The sequence below is a fragment of the Marinobacter sp. CP1 genome (assembly GCF_001266795.1).
Classification (GTDB): domain Bacteria; phylum Pseudomonadota; class Gammaproteobacteria; order Pseudomonadales; family Oleiphilaceae; genus Marinobacter; species Marinobacter flavimaris.
In genome coordinates this window covers 1774847-1789346 of sequence record NZ_CP011929.1, presented here as the reverse complement: position 1 = coordinate 1789346, position 14500 = coordinate 1774847, and the positions used below count along the sequence as shown (strand labels likewise).

Genomic DNA, 14500 nt, shown 5'->3' with positions numbered 1-14500 from the left:
CTCTGAGCAGAACGGGAGAATCATCATGAAGCGACTGTTGATCGGAAGCCTGGTAACGGCATTCCTGATGGTGTCTGCTCCGGTGATGGCGGATGATGACCGCCGGGGTCAGGGTTGGCAAAAGCACCATGAACGCGGCAAAGCCTCACCTCCGGGTCATGAGAAAAAGTTCCTGCAGGCCCATTACCGCGACAGCCATTACGATCGGCACCATCACAAGCCCCGGCACTACAAACAGCATAAGTGGGACCGCAAGCACCACAATCGTTACGATCGCCACGGCTACCATGGTGACAAGCGCCATTGGGGCAAGAAGCACAAGCGCGATGTCTATCGCGACAGGCATGACCGCCGGCGTGACTGGCATCGCAACCATTCAGGCCATTACCGCCTCAAACTGGGCTACGGTGACGGATTGCCGCCGGAGGCCCGGATTGGTCGGATCATTCACGACACTCACGCGCTAATTGAATCGTCCCGGCACTGAATGAAGCTTCCTGGCTCCGGAGCTGCTGTTGCTCCGGGGCTGGATTAAATCCTCTTGCAGGCTCCTTGCGCCGGTGCTGCAGGCCAATGAGCAGCAGGGGCACCACGATCATCAGGCTGCCGGCCAGGAACCACAGGTCGGGCACCTCTCCGAACCAGATCCAGCCAATCCCCACGGCCCAGATCAGACCGGTGTACTCGGCGCTGGTGACCTGGTTGGCGTCTACCTGGCGGTAGGCCAGCAATACGGTGATGTTGTAGCCCAGAATGAACAGGGCCGAGCCCATGGCGCCGATCAGGATGCCTGAATCCCACTGTGCGCCTTCCCACCAGGCCAGGGCGCCAGCCGCTGGCAGAATCAGCAGGTAGTTCAGGAATAGTTTGTGGACAGTGCTCTGCTGATTCGGAAGTTTCCGGACCAGGACGGCGTTGATGGCAAGGGCAAACGCCGAGCCAAGGGCTGCCACGGCCGCCCAGTTGAATTCCACCGGCCGTAGAATGAGCACGATGCCGGCAAAGCCACTGAATACGGCGGTGACGCTCAGGGGAGTGAGCTTTTCCCGGAACAGGAATACCGAGAGCACCATCACGAGGATGGGCGCTGCATAGAACACGGCGTTGGCAGTCGCCAGGGGCAGGTTGCCCAGGGCGATCACCATGCACAGGAGGCCGGCCAGGTGGATGTGGGCCCGGAAGGTGTGGATCTTCAGTCCGGCGAACAGGTTTTTCCGGTCCAGTTGTCCTGCCAGCGGCAGCAGAAGGCCCAGGGTGATCAGGCAGCGCAGAAACGCAAACTGAAATACGGGCGCGCCGGGCTCCAGGAGTTTGATGAACACGTCAGAGATCAATGCCATGGCGTTGCCGATCACCAGCAGCAGGATAGCGCTGTTTACGGTTTTTCCTGACATTTTTTTCTCCTTTGCTTTTCAAGTTCGGGTGCAAGAGCAAATCGAGCGGCTCCCTCCGAAAACCGCTGTGAATACGTCCCTGTACGCTTGCTCTCCGCCATCCATGGCTCCGAGCATTTTCGGAGGGAGCCACACGATCTGCTCCCGTAACATGTGTCAGTCCAACGCTACGGTGAGATCTGGTGATCTTTGAAATCAAATACTTGCGGCGGGGTCACCAAAATTTCGATTTTGGGTGACCGTGATAAGGCGAGATTTCTAATCGTTAATCACGGATAGCATGAGATTTCTTCCGTGGGCGATCGCTAACGAATTGATCCGAATAGATTTTTAGCACCAAAAATAGGGAAGGTAAAGTGCTGATGGCTTTGGTGGGGCGGCCTGGAAAGAGAACCAAAATAAGGATGATGGGTCGAGATGAAACACCATTGCTTCGCCTTGAATGCTTTAGCAATTGGGGGCGTGAAATACCCTAGCAAGTCATTTAATTTTGCTCAGGCTTGAGCGGGCCTTCAACGGGTCGACTTGGAGAAGCAGAGCTCTCTCAAGCCGGCTACTGAATAGTGAAGTTATGGACCCTAGTAATTTGACACAGCTTTTTCAGTGGCTAAGATGAAAGCCAATGTAGTGCATGCTGCATGGGCTAAACGAGGCCTGAGCCCCCAACTCTATTCGTGATAATCCTGCTTTATGCATTTTCATTTGAATTCAGCTGCTAATAAATGGGGAGCGCAGAGGAGAATTCATATGAAAATTAGTTCCAAAAGAGAGTTTCATGCTGTGGTCGGTTCGCTCCGTAGTCTTCTCGCAGACGATGGAGTTTCAATTAAGACGACACGCACCCAAGAACTGCTCTCTCAGTCTTTAGGCTACAAGTCTGCAAATGGGTTACTCGCATCTCTGCCTGTTGATATTGAGCTTAATGACGCCGTGTTTCGGAACTTTGATGATCGCTTGAGGAGCAATCACGCTGTTTTGAGTGTTGATGCAGCATCGCTGCTCCGGTCTTTAGAGGCTGCTCATCGAAGTTACTCGACTGTCTGGAATAGTGATTCTCGATGCTATCCACAAAAGCTATCTAAAAATGAGAACTACTGGTATTTAACGGAACATGGCTGGATCCCGTGGAGTCAGATGGACTTTGCGAAAATGAGGGTCGAGCTAAATATCTATAAGGTGGTTCAGTCTCATTTCGCACCATTCCTTGATGACGATTCGTTCACCGGTAGCGTATGGCCTATCTGGACGGCAGACATTGCTAGCGATGACTTTGAGAGTCAGGCAACCAAATTAGAGAAAGATTTTGGTGAAATGCCAGATAAAGCGCAGATGTTTTCACGACTGAAATAAACCATAAAAGTGGCAGTTGCCGGAGGCACCTACGCTGCGCTCCGGCACTCCGGAAAAATCAACTTTATAAGTAGGTCTGATGATGCCCGACTTCACGAGAGACGAGATTTTGCTGAGAGCATGTAAAGCGCTTGTCTATAATTTCGCCAACCAAGTAGAGGAGGGGCGGGACGTTGTCCATACCCGAATATTCAATTATTTCCTCCATCCCGAAGATCGTTATGTCTATTATGGCGCGTCAGCATCTGTGACCGGGAAAACTAAAAACCACCCTGAGAATGCAGTGCCGTGTGCTGTGCTAATTGATGAGTGTTTCCGGTTGCTCAAAGATGGAGACCTTAGCCACGATCAGGTCGCTCGTCTGCTTAAAAAACACTGGAAGATTGTCAAAATCACTAAAGAAGAGTCTAGAAAGCTGGATTTTGAACTGGGGTATAAATCGAAAATGCCAGAAGGTTGGTCTTTTGAGGAAGGTGACACTTTTGAGAGGTTCAAGTTGGGAAAAATCGAGCTGATACCTGAGACTTCCAGTTTATAATCAGGCTCTCAAGGAGAACCAAAAGCGCAGTAATTCCGGTTCCCTTGGCTGCGCTTAGGAGCCAATTGTAAACATCCCTGTTTCAGTTGCACCGCTGATTAGAGTTTTCCGCTCGTTGGTGTTTCGCCAGGTATTCCCATGGCGTCAGGTCTTCCAGTGAATCGTGAGGGCGCTCATCGTTGTATTCCGTCATCCAGGATTCGGTCAGTTCTCGGACTTCGGTGAGATTCCGGAAGACATACATATTCAAGATCTCGTCCCTGTAAGTCCGATTGAAGCGCTCAACATACGAATTCTGAGTTGGTGTGCCCGGCTTGATAAACTCCAGCTCGATACCGTGTTGCTCAGCCCAATCTGCCAAGGCCATCGAGATGAATTCAGGACCGTTATCCATGCGTAGTTTGGCCGGGTAGCCTCGCCAAGCAATGATGCGCTCCAGAACTCGTATGACCCTCGGTGCTGGCAGGTTCAGGTCAATCTCAATAGCCAGCACCTCCCGGTTAAAATCGTCCACCACGTTGAAGGTGCGGAACCGGCGACCACAGAACAGACTGTCGCTCATGAAATCCATGGACCAGCATCGATTAACGGTGACTGGTACGCTCAATGGCTCCGGGTTTCGTGTCGGGAGTCGTTTCTTGCCCCGTCGTCGTTTGTTCAGGTTGAGAGCACAATACAGCCGGTGTACCCGCTTGTGATTCCATCCGTGCCCCCAGCGTCTCAGCACCTTGAACAGCTTGCTGAAGCCGTAGGCGGGATAGCGTTCAGTCGCGCTTTGAAGTGCTGCAATCACCGGTTCATCCCGGGAGGTATCTGGTCGATACCGGTACACAGAGTCACTGATGCCAGCGATTCGGCAGGCCCTGCGGATGCTGACACCGTGAGCCTGCTTGAGGTAATCCACCAGTTCTCGTCGAACGGCTGGCTTTACAGCTTTTTTTCGATCACATCCTTCAGCAGCTTGTGATCCAGGCTCAGCTCGGCGTACATCTGCTTCAGCCGGCGGTTTTCCTCTTCCAACTCTTTGAGGCGCTTCACATCAGAGGCCTCCATGCCGCCATACTTCGATTTCCAGTTGTAGTAGGTCGCATCGGAGATGCCGTACTCCCGGCAGACTTCCTTGACCAGGCGGCCGCCCTCGACCTCCTTCAGGATCTTGACGATCTGTGACTCGCTGTACCGTGATTTCTTCATGTCGTTCTCCGTTTGCCTCATTGTAGGCCGGAGAACTCTAATTACGCATGCGCCGATTTTAGGGGATGGTTACACCGGCTAGTCTGTGATGTTTTGCTTGGCACCTACAAAAATAAAACCCGTGCTTCCTGCGGTATCGCTAAAAAAGGCCTTACCCACCAGTGTACTTCCATCATAAGAAACCGCGTCACAGGTAACGGGAACGCTCCCATCGTTCGGAGAGGAAACATCATTGAACCTCTCTACATTCAGCAATTCACCGTCTACTTCTTCAACGAATTCCAGCTTACTTATGGCGCCAGTTATACTGATTTGGCCACTGCAAGAGCCACTTTCCGAGACAACGACTTGCCCTGAGCCAACAGAGATGGATCCACCTACCAACCCAATTCGACCGTCATCCTTTGACGCATCGGCGCCGCTTCCCAACGTCACGACCGTGTAAACACCAGCTTTACCAGTACCGGCAACGATTTGTTCCAAAACGTCTAGCCTATTTTTCAAGTCCTGCACATCAACTTCATTTGTTAATACACGGTTTTGTAGCTCTTCTGCGATTGTTTTTGCCTCCGCAGCATCCGTCGCAGCTGTTTCCGCGGTGTTTTCCGCGCTGGCCGCATCGAGCTGTGCAATCGAAGCCTGGGCTTCTGCCACCTCTGCCGTGGTTTGGGCGTTGTTCGCAGCATCAAGTGCGTTCTGTGCTGCGATGGTGGCCGTATCGGCGGTCGATTGGGCGCTGTTCGCGGACGCTTGAGCTGCGCTGGCTGCGATAGCTGCTGCATTAGCGTCATCTTGCGCTGCATTGGCGTCATCTTGCGCTTGATCAGCTGACGCCTGCGCGTCATCAGCAGTTTGCTTTGCCTCTTCTGCAACTATTTGCAATTCGTTAGCGCTCGCCTGGGCAGCATCGGCCTTTGCTTGAGCATCGTTCGCAACATTTCTTGCATCTCGCGCTGTGTTTAAAGCTACTCCTGCTGTCGAGTCGGCATCGTTAACCCCGGACTCCACTACAGTAAAGTTTTCGTTCATTAGCGTTGCGGAGATGGGATCACCAGCACTAAACGTATTCGGAACAGTAATGGGGTCAGCAAGTGACGCAGAGCTGAGTAGCACGAAAACCGAAACAAAACACATATTTTTGAACATATTAGCTTCCTGCCAGCCTATTGTAATATCAGTCAATTATTCAAATATCGAACCATCGTTCCATTGTGAGCCACCGAATATGCCAGTCTCGCCGACATTACTCCCATCTCCAACAAAGATTCGAAGAGGATCTGTAGGGAAAGCGTCAATGAGATCACTCGCTCCATCGTTGTCAGAGTCGGCGATAAAATTTAGAGAACCTACTGAAATCTCGATTCTGCCATCTATCAAGGCACTCGTATCCGTAGTGGTTCCGGTAACGCTCGTTTCCGAGTCTAGAAGCGATTGGATGCTGCTTATCGGTATTGAGGTTCCCGGTATCGTTAATGTGATGGGATCAATTTCAACCGAGTTTTTGAGGTCCACAATGTCGTTTAACGCTAAAATCGGCGAGCCTGAGACCTTCCCATCAATGCGTCCATCAGTTATGTCCGCAGCGATGGCGTCTAGAATAAGGTCCGGAGTTGAAATAGCTGTAGGATTTTGACTTTCAATTTCGTCGTTCAAAGCGACCGTTAGCGCCGTGATTACTTCAATCGCGGTTCGATATTCTGCGACCTGTAGCAGATCTAATTGGGAAGTGGTTTCATTGTTGACTAGCGGCGCTGCGGTGAAAATATCGATATTTTGATTCATGCCGAAGCCCAAAAATGATTTCACCTGGCCAGCGGCTGCGTCTAGCGCGGAAGTAAACTCTGATGCGCTTGTCACGCCGTCGTCATTTCCCGAGAAGGCCCCGGAGGAACTGTCGGCATTTGAAATGGCTAACTCGACAGCAAGTGTCGTCATTGGCGTTGCATAAATCGGAGAACCTGAATCTAAAATGGCTGGAGACATTACTGTTGTGAGTTTTTTGAGAACAGGAGCGCTCCCAGTCGTTAAGTCTAAGGTGTCAGCATCGGCGACAATTTCAAGAATATAAAATTTGCCGGCTTCTAAATTCAAATCGATGATTTCTGCCCGGTTGTTGGTACTGCCGACATCAAATACCTCACCTTTAAAATCACTCTGACTTGTATCGATACGATAAGCGGTAACCAACGCACCTATTAGAGGACCTTTAACTCCTCCTCCACTAACTGAAATGGGTGTGACTGAGGTATTTGGAGCACTGTCGTTACTCGCACTACCGTCACTTCCCCCTCCACACGCGGTGACGGCTAAAGTAATTATTATCCAAGCTGCAATGCGTATGCTGGCGTCTGATCGCACTTGATTCCCTTCTATGCTCGAATTGATCCAAAATAAAATTCAGCACATTGTGGGCCAACTTTAAAAAGATGTTTTTTTTCATAAAGGTACTTTGGCGGCATTACTCATGGAGTCCAGCGGTGTGTAAACCAAACTGACGGAAACATTGATTTTTGCAAAAAAATGGTGCTCCTGGATCTGATTGTAGCTCTCAGTTGCTCTGTTTTGGCACACTAAAAATTGTTAGAAAGGACCTCGCCTGACTGAGCAATACGAACCTTTTGCAATTTCTCGATATTCAGGTTTTTAAGAAGTTTAAACTGTCCTGAGCGCCTCAGAAGATCCGCTTTGGGAAGGCGCCAAGCAATTCAACCCGGAAAAAAGGCCCGTTTTGAGTACAGGGCAGGCGTTACGCCCGAGGTGAATGTTCGCTTTGCGACCGATTGCCCTATTTGGAGGAAGAAACCCACTGCTTGAGTCATACTTAAAGGCCCCCGCCCTGAATAGGGGTTGTACGGCCTCCCGTCACCCTCTATCAACCAACCTCACGAGAGGCAATGGTATGACTCACTTCAACCTATTACTCCCAATCACCCTGACGATGCTCGTTCTTGTGTCCACCGTCGGTGCACAAGATCAAGACGCACAGCCGCTTCTCTACCAGACAGGCGACCCCACCGAATGGCCTCCCGAGCTGGACGCAGTCATCGCCGCGCCGGAAAATCACACAGTGCTCCTGGAAAACGAGCGAGTGCGCGTGTTCGAAGTTACCCTCGCCCCCGGTGAACTGGAGAACCTGCACCATCACCGTTGGCCCAGCGTTCTTCACATCACGGAGGCAGGTCACTTCATTGACCGCAACGCGGACGGCGAAGTCATCTTCGACTCCCGGGAGATGAGCGGGCCGCTAACGTTGCCGCTGACGATGTGGAAGGATCCGGAGGCTCCTCATTCCGTCGAGAACCTGAGTACTACGCAGAGGCTCAGGCTCCTCCGGGTCGAATTGAAGCAGTAGGGGGCGCTAATTCGGCAGGCCGGGGTTCTGGCGGCGCTCTCTCAGAGCTTCGCCACCAAGCCGTCTGACCAGTCGCTTAGGCGCCGTTCCGGCCGTAAGCCTCCACTGAGCGCCCTAATCAGGGAGCTCTTAAGCTTATGCGTTTGAATTAAAACCTGAATGTTTGCTTTGCGACCGCCGGTTACGAATAAATAACGGTCAATTATTTGCGCACCGCAACGAAAAGCAATTCGTTTTATCCTTCCAGAAAATATGGAAAATAGAAAATCGATCCTGGACCAACAGAGCGAACAGCGTGGAATACCTCGTTTCGATGTGGGAGCTGGCTAGAGCCGGTGATAAGCAAGGTGTCGTATTTTTCATCGCCCTTTACTGCTTTTTGATAATGAGTCTTTCACTCATAGGCCAGTTGAGAATGCGACAGTGGCCTTCAGTCAGAGGCAAATTGCTGGATGGCGGCACCCGTACCTTCGGCGGGAGCGATCGATATGACGCTGACACTCGATATGTTGTTAGCGCGCTCTATGAATATGAGGTCGATGGCAAAAGGTATCGGGGCAAACGTGTCTCACCTTGGATCTTCGTCACCAATCGAAACGCTAGGGGTATTCTCGATCATCAGTTCAAAAGTGTGGATCGGCACGGGGGCTTGGTTAAGATTTTCTATAACCCGAACAACCCGAAGAAAAGCACACTGTTAAAGCCCGGTAAATTCGGACTTTGCGTATCTTTCGCAATTTGGATAGGCCCGCTGCTAGCCTACGGGGCGTCTTTTCATTAAACCTCGCCGATGATGCCGGCAGCTGAAACTGAGATCTGAACGTACGCTTTGCGACCATAGCTTTACTTTTGTAACCCGCCAATCAGTCTTTAGAGCGCCGCAGTCAGTTTCGTGTGTCGTTCTACGCTGAGGAATGACCCTGACCTCCCATTAGGTCTTACAGACGGGATTGGGTCATCCCTTGATATCTCTGTGAGTGGAGGGGTCAACCATTCGCCGGATGAGCCTGCAATACCCGGTGGCTCCTCTGACGCGAACGCAACCCAATAAGAATTAACGGCACCACGATCATGGCGCTGCCCACGGCGAACCAGAGGTCGGGCATCTCATTGAAACCTACCCATCCGATCAATACCGCCCAGATCAGGCCGGTGTACTCAGCACTGGTGACCTGATTCGCATCCACCTGCTGGTACGCGAGCAGGACGGTCATGTTGTAGCCCAGGATGAACAATGCCGAGCCTGAGGCACTGATGAGCATTGAGCCATCCCAACTAGCGCCTTCCCAGAGTGCCAAAGCCGCTGCGGCCGGGACAATTAGCAGGTAGTTCAGAAACAGCTTGTGAATCGTAGACTGCTGCTTGGGCAGCTTGCGCACCATCACGGCATTGATAGCCAGGGTAAAGGCCGAGCCAAGTGCGGCAATGGCTGCCCAATCAAATTCGACAGGCCTCAGGATTAACACGATGCCCAGGAACCCGCTGAACACCGCGGTCACGCTCATCGGTGTGAGGCGCTCACCAAACACAAGGGCAGCCAGGACCATCACCAGTATCGGCGCGGCGTAGAACACGGCGTTGGCCGTGGCGAGGGGCAAGTTGCCCAGGGCTACGACCATGCACAGCATGCCAGCAAGATGGATGTGCGCGCGAAGGGCGTGGATCTTGAGACCTGCGAACAGGTACTTCCGGTTCAGTTTGCCAACCAGTGGTATGAGCATGAACAGAGTCAGGACGCAGCGCAGGAAGGCAAACTGGAAAATAGGGGCACCGGGCTCCAGCAGCTTGATAAAGACATCGGAAATGATCGCCATAGCGTTGCCGATCACCAGCAAAAGTATGGCGCTATTGACGGTTTTTCCTGACATGGTGCCCCCCTTTAAGTTTCGGCGTCGACGGTTTCATGCCCGCCTCGCGCCTGGGTGAATTTCGTTACCTACCGCTCAATGCCAGAGACCACAGACAGGCGCCAAAACGACATCAAGAGCTCGGAATCTCACGCTAAAATTGTGAGGCGCTTTTTCGGATAGGACATAAGCGGACTCACAAGCCTTGGTAGCTCTGGCCTGGAGCAATCCCACGTATCATGAGATCGAATCTCAATCTCAAGTTGGAATGACAAACATGGAGGGCAGTCTAAGTGGGTGCTAATATCCGATAAAATGATCAATATTCACGTGCTATTAGAAAATTAGATAATGAAGCTGCCACCCCTGAAAGCCCTGCCTGTTTTCGAAGCCGTTGCCCGTCTCAACAGCTTTTCACTCGCTGCCGATGAGTTGGCGGTGAGCCAGAGTGCCGTCAGCCATCAGATCAAGCAGCTGGAAACCTACCTGGGCGAGCAGTTGTTCTGGCGCAGTGGACGGACGCTGTCGCTGACCGATGAGGGCCGGCAGTACCTGGATGCGGTCAGTTCAGCGCTGTTGCAGATTGAGCGGGCCAGTGAGCAGATTCTGGGGCATGAGGAGTCCTTGCTGAGGCTCTCGGTGTTCAGTTCGTTTGCCGTGCGCTGGCTGGTGCCACGGTTGCCGGATCTGAAGCGGTTGCATCCTCAGCTGGATCTGGCGCTGGAGATGAGTAGTGGCAATCCGGTGTTGTCGGACCGGGTTGCAGATTGCTTTATTACCGTTAAGCCTTCTTCGCCGGCATTCAGCTATGAGCTGCTTTACGAGGAGCGTCTGTTCCCCGTGTGCAGCCAGGATTACTGGCAGAAGATACGCCGGGAGCTGGCGTTGGAAGAGGTTGCCGGCGACCCGGCATCGGTGTCGTTAACGCCGGCGATGATGGCGGAGTTTCCGTTGCTGTCGACCTACAGCATCTATAACCGGCAGGGTGGGGATTGGGAAGCCTGGTATCGTGAAGCGGGCCTGGACCTGCCCAAATCCTGCCGTTTACTGCACTCGAGTCATATGCTGCTGTCGCTGGAGGCTGCGCGCTTCCACCAGGGAATTGCGCTGACCAACGACTATATGCTCAGCACCCGCAAGGATTCCGGTGACTTTGTGCGCTTGCCCTGCCACTCCGTTATGACGGGCGACATTTTTTACTTTGCATGGAAAACCAGCCGTCGTCGTGAACGAGGGATTCAGCTTCTTCGGCGTTGGCTGGTTTCAGAAGCGATCAATTCAGGATTACGTCCGGAAGAGGTATCCGATTAGCCGGGCAGGCGAGCAGGATGTTAATCCTGCGACGGAACGTAACGTGGACACTGAGCGTGTGTACACAAAGTTATCGGGGCTTGGCGATCCATCGAGCCCGTTCCTGACCTTTGTCTGAGAGGAGCCACAAGACTATGTACAAAACTCTGTTTGCTGCCGTTATTGTATTGCTGTTTGGTGCGACCACGCCCGTCAACGCTGGCAATCACACCGATGCATTGCCGCCCGGGCTGCAGAAGAAGTTGGAACAGGGCAAGCCGCTGCCCCCTGGCTGGCAGAAAAAAGTGGATATTGGCCGGGGCGACCGTTTGCATCGTGAGCTTTACGATTATGGTGATGTGCGCGACATCGGCGATGGTCGGGAAGAAGTGAGAGTGGAAGACCGAATTTATACGGTGATCAAGGACACTCGGGAAATCATCAACATTCTCGATCAGTAACGGGTCACTCCCCACCGCCCGTTTTATCCGGCGCTTTCGGACTGAAGGCGCAGCGGTCTGGCTTGATGTCCAGCAGCGGGGTGCCGTCCAGACAGTCCAGGCCGCGCACGATCAGGGTCCCTTTTTCTATACGAACCAGTTTGACCATGGACGTGCCAATCGGATTGGGCCGAACCGGCGAGCGCAGGGCAAAGGTGCCGAAGGTCTGGCCGTCGCTTCTGGGGCTTTGCCGGATCAGGTCCCGGCGGCTCTGGTCGAGCCAGTAAAGCACCTCAATGGTGTCGTAGTCTTCGAGCCCCGCCAGCGCGTTGTGCCAGACGGGGTCCAGAACCAGCTGGCACTCCGGGCCGTCAAGGCGGCCCTGGCGCGGGCAGTCCTTGCGATCGCGCCAGGGGGTATGAATGGTGCCGATGAATCGCAACGTGGCGTCAGAGGCCGGTTCCAGTTCCACGGCCTCCTCATTGGGACGCAAATCTGCAAGATCGCTCATCGACCAGCCCGTACCTTATTTCTCGTCTCTGGGTGGGCGTTCGACCACCTTGCGCTTGCCTTTGGCGCACCGGGACAGCGCTTTCAGGCCATCGGCATCGAAAGCATCCACGCGAATCACATCGTAAAGCGCTTCCAGTGCTTCCAGCAGTTTGTCGCATTCGTCTGCCTTGACCACGCCCTGGGCACAGGCCCAGTCGACCAGTTCCTTGCGCTGATGGCCCATCAGCAGGTCAATGCCGCCCAGTTCGTCTTCATCGCGGTTACGCATGGCGTCATGCAGTCGGCTGCGCATGTCCGCGGTCTCGTTGGCCAGCTTGTAGGCATTGAGCACCCGCCCGAGCGGATCTTCCGGGTCCATGGTGGTGTAGGTACCGCGACTGATGCGCTGGCGTACCGGGGTGTCCTTGACGATGGATTCCGCGACCTGTGCGCCCAGCTTGTCGTCCGGGCCGTTCAGGCCAGTGGCACCCAGCGGGAACACCAGCAGTCGCAGGGGCCAGCGCAGGGCCGGAACCGGGAAGTTGATGATGGCTTCGCGCATGGAGCCCTGTAGATCCCTGAGGCAGGTCTGTAGGCACCACTCTACCAGCGGCCGCTGGTCATCCGGGTAACCCTCCTCATGCCATTGTTTGATGACGGCGGTGGCGTAATAGAGTTGCACCAGGCAGTCGGCCATGCGCCCTGAGAGGCGTTGCCGGGCCTTGAGGCCTCCACCAACGGTCAGCAGAGTGACGTCAGTCATCAGGGCGAAGGCTGCTGAGAACCGCGCCAGCTGTCGGTAGCTGGACTTGATGTTGCCTTGCCGTGGCACCGATTCGGCCCATCCCCTGGTCAGTCCCAGCAGCAGGGCCCGAAGGGCGTTGCGGGTGGTATGGGCCAGATGCCGGTAGAAGATACCGTCGAATTTCTTCGCTGCCTTGTCCTCGTCTTCCATGCCTGCTGCTTCGATTTCCTCAACAATGAACGGATGGCAGCGGATGGAACCCTGGCCGAAGATCATCAGGCTCCGGGTAAGGATATTGGCGCCTTCCACGGTGATCCCGATGGGGACCGCCTGGTAGGCCCGGGCCAGGAAGTTGCGGGGGCCGGTGATGACACCGCGGCCTGCCACCACGTCCATGGCATGGTTGATGACTTCCCGCATCAGGTCGGTATTGCGGTATTTCAGCACGGCGGACGGCACCGAGGGCCGCACGCCACGGTCCAGCATGCCGGAGGTCAGCAGCCGGGCAGCGTCCATCATGTAGGTGTAGCCTGCGATGGGCTCCAGGGCTTCCTGCACGCCTTCAAACTGGCTGATGGTCCGGCCGAACTGTTCCCGGGTGTAGGCGTAGGAGCCGGTGGCCAGGCTGGCCACCTTGCCGGCACCGGTGCCGAGGGCGGGCAGGGAGATGGAGCGGCCGATAGACAGACACTCCAGCAGCATGGTCCAGCCCTTGCCGAGCATATCCTGGCCGCCGATGACCTGTTCCATGGGAATGAACACGTCGTTGCCCCAGGTGGGACCATTCATGAATACGGTGTTCATGGGCAGGTGGCGGGCACCGGCGTTGACGCCGTCCGTGTCTTTGGGCACCAGTACACAGGTCACACCGATTTCATCGGAATCGCCCAGCAGCTTGTCCGGATCATAGACCTTGATGGCCAGGCCGATCAGTGTCGCCACCGGGGCCAGGGTGATGTAGCGCTTGTTCCAGGTGACTTTCAGGCCCAGCACTTCCTTGCCGTTCCATTTGCCCTTGCAGACGATGCCTTTGTCCGGAATGGCGCCGGCGTCGGAGCCGGCCACCGGGGAGGTGAGGGCGAAACAGGGAATCTCGTCGCCGCCGGCGAGTCTGGGCAGATAATGCTGTTTCTGCTCATCGGTGCCGTAGTGCATCAGCAACTCGCCCGGGCCGAGGGAGTTGGGCACCATCACGGTAACGGCAGCCGATACGCTCCGGGTGGAAATCTTCATCACGATTTCCGAGTGGGCGGTGTTGGAGAACCCCAGGCCGCCGTCTTCTTTGGGAATCACCAGGCCGAAAAAGCCGTTCTCACGGATGAACTTCCAGACCTTGTCCGGCAGGTCGTATTGCTCGTGGGTGATTTTCCAGTCGTCGAGCATGGCGCACAGCTTTTCCACCGGGCCGTCCAGGAAGGCCTGTTCCTCGCTGGTGAGGTGCGCCGGCTTGGCGTCCAGCAACTTGTTCCATTTGGGCTTGCCGGAGAAAAGTTCGCCGTCCCAGTCCACCGAGCCGGATTTCAGGGCTTCCGCCTCGGTATCCGAGAGTTTCGGCAGCCGGCTGCGCACCCAGCCAAGCAGGGGGCGGCTGAGCTTGTCGAGGCGCAAGTCGCCGGGAATAACAAGGATTAACGCCAGCGCCAGCAGTACACCGCCACAAAGAATGCTGATCAGGTGCCATTCATCCTGGAACAGACCCACAACGGTCGCAATGGACATGACGGCAGCGGCTGTGGTGCCGCCTATACCCAGGTAGATCAGCACCAGGGCACTGATCAGCAGAAGTAGAACACTCATGTGAAGACCTCCGTATCGTGAATGCAATCAGCGAGAAACTGACCTTTACCATCGGTCAAAG

At 54.4% G+C, this 14500-nt stretch carries 14 protein-coding genes; 7 read left to right on the top strand and 7 right to left on the bottom strand.

The annotated features are described in order from the left end of the window. Window positions 1-25 precede the first annotated feature (25 nt). Entirely contained in the window at window positions 26-487 is a 462-nt protein-coding gene (locus tag ACP86_RS08395; RefSeq protein ID WP_053113305.1) for a hypothetical protein, read from the top strand. On the opposite strand, the gene ACP86_RS08390 is transcribed toward ACP86_RS08395, so the two are convergent. Further along, on the bottom strand, window positions 444-1394 hold the full coding sequence (locus tag ACP86_RS08390; protein WP_053113304.1) for a DMT family transporter: 951 nt from the start codon (window positions 1392-1394) through the stop codon (window positions 444-446). The two genes, ACP86_RS08395 and ACP86_RS08390, sit on opposite strands and share 44 nt — an antisense overlap. Before the next feature lie 747 nt (window positions 1395-2141). On the opposite strand from ACP86_RS08390, the gene ACP86_RS08385 reads away from it, so the two are divergent. Further along, window positions 2142-2744 carry a hypothetical protein gene (locus ACP86_RS08385; protein ID WP_053113303.1) on the top strand — a complete coding sequence of 201 codons (603 nt, stop codon included), beginning with the start codon at window positions 2142-2144 and terminating at the stop codon, window positions 2742-2744. Window positions 2745-2823: 79 nt separating this feature from the next. Continuing rightward, the gene (locus ACP86_RS08380; protein WP_053113302.1) at window positions 2824-3282 is read left to right on the top strand and encodes a hypothetical protein; all 459 of its coding nucleotides are present in this window, start codon (window positions 2824-2826) and stop codon (window positions 3280-3282) included. Window positions 3283-3364: 82 nt separating this feature from the next. On the opposite strand, the gene ACP86_RS08375 is transcribed toward ACP86_RS08380, so the two are convergent. The 3 genes from ACP86_RS08375 to ACP86_RS08360 all read right to left on the bottom strand — a co-directional run bounded on the left by ACP86_RS08375 (window position 3365) and on the right by ACP86_RS08360 (window position 6834). Then, window positions 3365-4476, bottom strand: a protein-coding gene (locus ACP86_RS08375) for an IS3 family transposase (RefSeq protein ID WP_227507849.1) whose coding sequence is annotated in 2 segments (ribosomal slippage) — window positions 3365-4215 and window positions 4215-4476 — 1113 coding nt in all. Because the reading frame shifts where the segments join, the coding sequence is not laid out codon by codon here. A 78-nt stretch (window positions 4477-4554) separates the two neighbouring features. After that, window positions 4555-5622 (bottom strand): hypothetical protein, encoded by a 1068-nt coding sequence (locus tag ACP86_RS08365; RefSeq protein ID WP_053113300.1) that lies wholly within the window; start codon window positions 5620-5622, stop codon window positions 4555-4557. Window positions 5623-5658: 36 nt separating this feature from the next. Further along, entirely contained in the window at window positions 5659-6834 is a 1176-nt protein-coding gene (locus ACP86_RS08360; RefSeq protein ID WP_141201817.1) for a hypothetical protein, read from the bottom strand. Between the two features lie 541 nt (window positions 6835-7375). Between ACP86_RS08360 and ACP86_RS08355 the strand changes: the two genes are divergently transcribed. Further along, a complete protein-coding gene (locus ACP86_RS08355; RefSeq protein WP_053113298.1) occupies window positions 7376-7828 on the top strand; it encodes a hypothetical protein in 453 nt (150 codons plus the stop codon). 313 nt (window positions 7829-8141) lie between these two features. Further along, window positions 8142-8609: a DUF3592 domain-containing protein gene (locus ACP86_RS23680; RefSeq protein WP_227507874.1), complete on the top strand. Its 468-nt coding sequence runs from the start codon at window positions 8142-8144 to the stop codon at window positions 8607-8609. Window positions 8610-8814: 205 nt separating this feature from the next. Here ACP86_RS23680 and ACP86_RS08345 read toward each other — a convergent pair whose 3' ends face one another. Continuing rightward, the gene (locus ACP86_RS08345; RefSeq protein WP_053113296.1) at window positions 8815-9696 is read right to left on the bottom strand and encodes a DMT family transporter; all 882 of its coding nucleotides are present in this window, start codon (window positions 9694-9696) and stop codon (window positions 8815-8817) included. A gap of 330 nt (window positions 9697-10026) precedes the next feature. Here ACP86_RS08345 and ACP86_RS08340 point away from each other — a divergent pair, with 330 nt between their 5' ends. Both ACP86_RS08340 and ACP86_RS08335 read left to right on the top strand, forming a co-directional pair. Next, complete coding sequence (locus ACP86_RS08340) at window positions 10027-10986, top strand: LysR family transcriptional regulator (protein ID WP_053113295.1); 960 nt, start codon at window positions 10027-10029, stop codon at window positions 10984-10986. A 134-nt stretch (window positions 10987-11120) separates the two neighbouring features. Then, a complete protein-coding gene (locus tag ACP86_RS08335) occupies window positions 11121-11426 on the top strand; it encodes a hypothetical protein (RefSeq protein WP_053113294.1) in 306 nt (101 codons plus the stop codon). A gap of 4 nt (window positions 11427-11430) precedes the next feature. Here the strand turns inward: ACP86_RS08335 and tsaA are convergent, their stop codons facing one another. Continuing rightward, entirely contained in the window at window positions 11431-11916 is a 486-nt protein-coding gene (gene tsaA, locus ACP86_RS08330) for a tRNA (N6-threonylcarbamoyladenosine(37)-N6)-methyltransferase TrmO (protein ID WP_053113293.1), read from the bottom strand. Between the two features lie 15 nt (window positions 11917-11931). After that, on the bottom strand, window positions 11932-14439 hold the full coding sequence (locus ACP86_RS08325) for an acyl-CoA dehydrogenase (RefSeq protein WP_008172698.1): 2508 nt from the start codon (window positions 14437-14439) through the stop codon (window positions 11932-11934). Window positions 14440-14500: the final 61 nt, after the last annotated feature.

Bases quoted from the DNA above. Each gene is read 5' to 3' on its own strand.
- ACP86_RS08345 (WP_053113296.1), bottom strand. From the start codon at position 9,696: ATGTCAGGAAAAACCGTCAATAGCGCCATACTTTTGCTGGTGATCGGC.
- ACP86_RS08395 (WP_053113305.1), top strand. From the start codon at position 26: ATGAAGCGACTGTTGATCGGAAGCCTGGTAACGGCATTCCTGATGGTG.
- ACP86_RS08325 (WP_008172698.1), bottom strand. From the start codon at position 14,439: ATGAGTGTTCTACTTCTGCTGATCAGTGCCCTGGTGCTGATCTACCTG.
- ACP86_RS08390 (WP_053113304.1), bottom strand. From the start codon at position 1,394: ATGTCAGGAAAAACCGTAAACAGCGCTATCCTGCTGCTGGTGATCGGC.
- ACP86_RS08365 (WP_053113300.1), bottom strand. From the start codon at position 5,622: ATGTTCAAAAATATGTGTTTTGTTTCGGTTTTCGTGCTACTCAGCTCT.
- ACP86_RS08355 (WP_053113298.1), top strand. From the start codon at position 7,376: ATGACTCACTTCAACCTATTACTCCCAATCACCCTGACGATGCTCGTT.
- ACP86_RS08340 (WP_053113295.1), top strand. From the start codon at position 10,027: ATGAAGCTGCCACCCCTGAAAGCCCTGCCTGTTTTCGAAGCCGTTGCC.
- ACP86_RS08380 (WP_053113302.1), top strand. From the start codon at position 2,824: ATGATGCCCGACTTCACGAGAGACGAGATTTTGCTGAGAGCATGTAAA.
- ACP86_RS08335 (WP_053113294.1), top strand. From the start codon at position 11,121: ATGTACAAAACTCTGTTTGCTGCCGTTATTGTATTGCTGTTTGGTGCG.
- ACP86_RS23680 (WP_227507874.1), top strand. From the start codon at position 8,142: ATGTGGGAGCTGGCTAGAGCCGGTGATAAGCAAGGTGTCGTATTTTTC.
- tsaA (WP_053113293.1), bottom strand. From the start codon at position 11,916: ATGAGCGATCTTGCAGATTTGCGTCCCAATGAGGAGGCCGTGGAACTG.
- ACP86_RS08385 (WP_053113303.1), top strand. From the start codon at position 2,142: ATGAAAATTAGTTCCAAAAGAGAGTTTCATGCTGTGGTCGGTTCGCTC.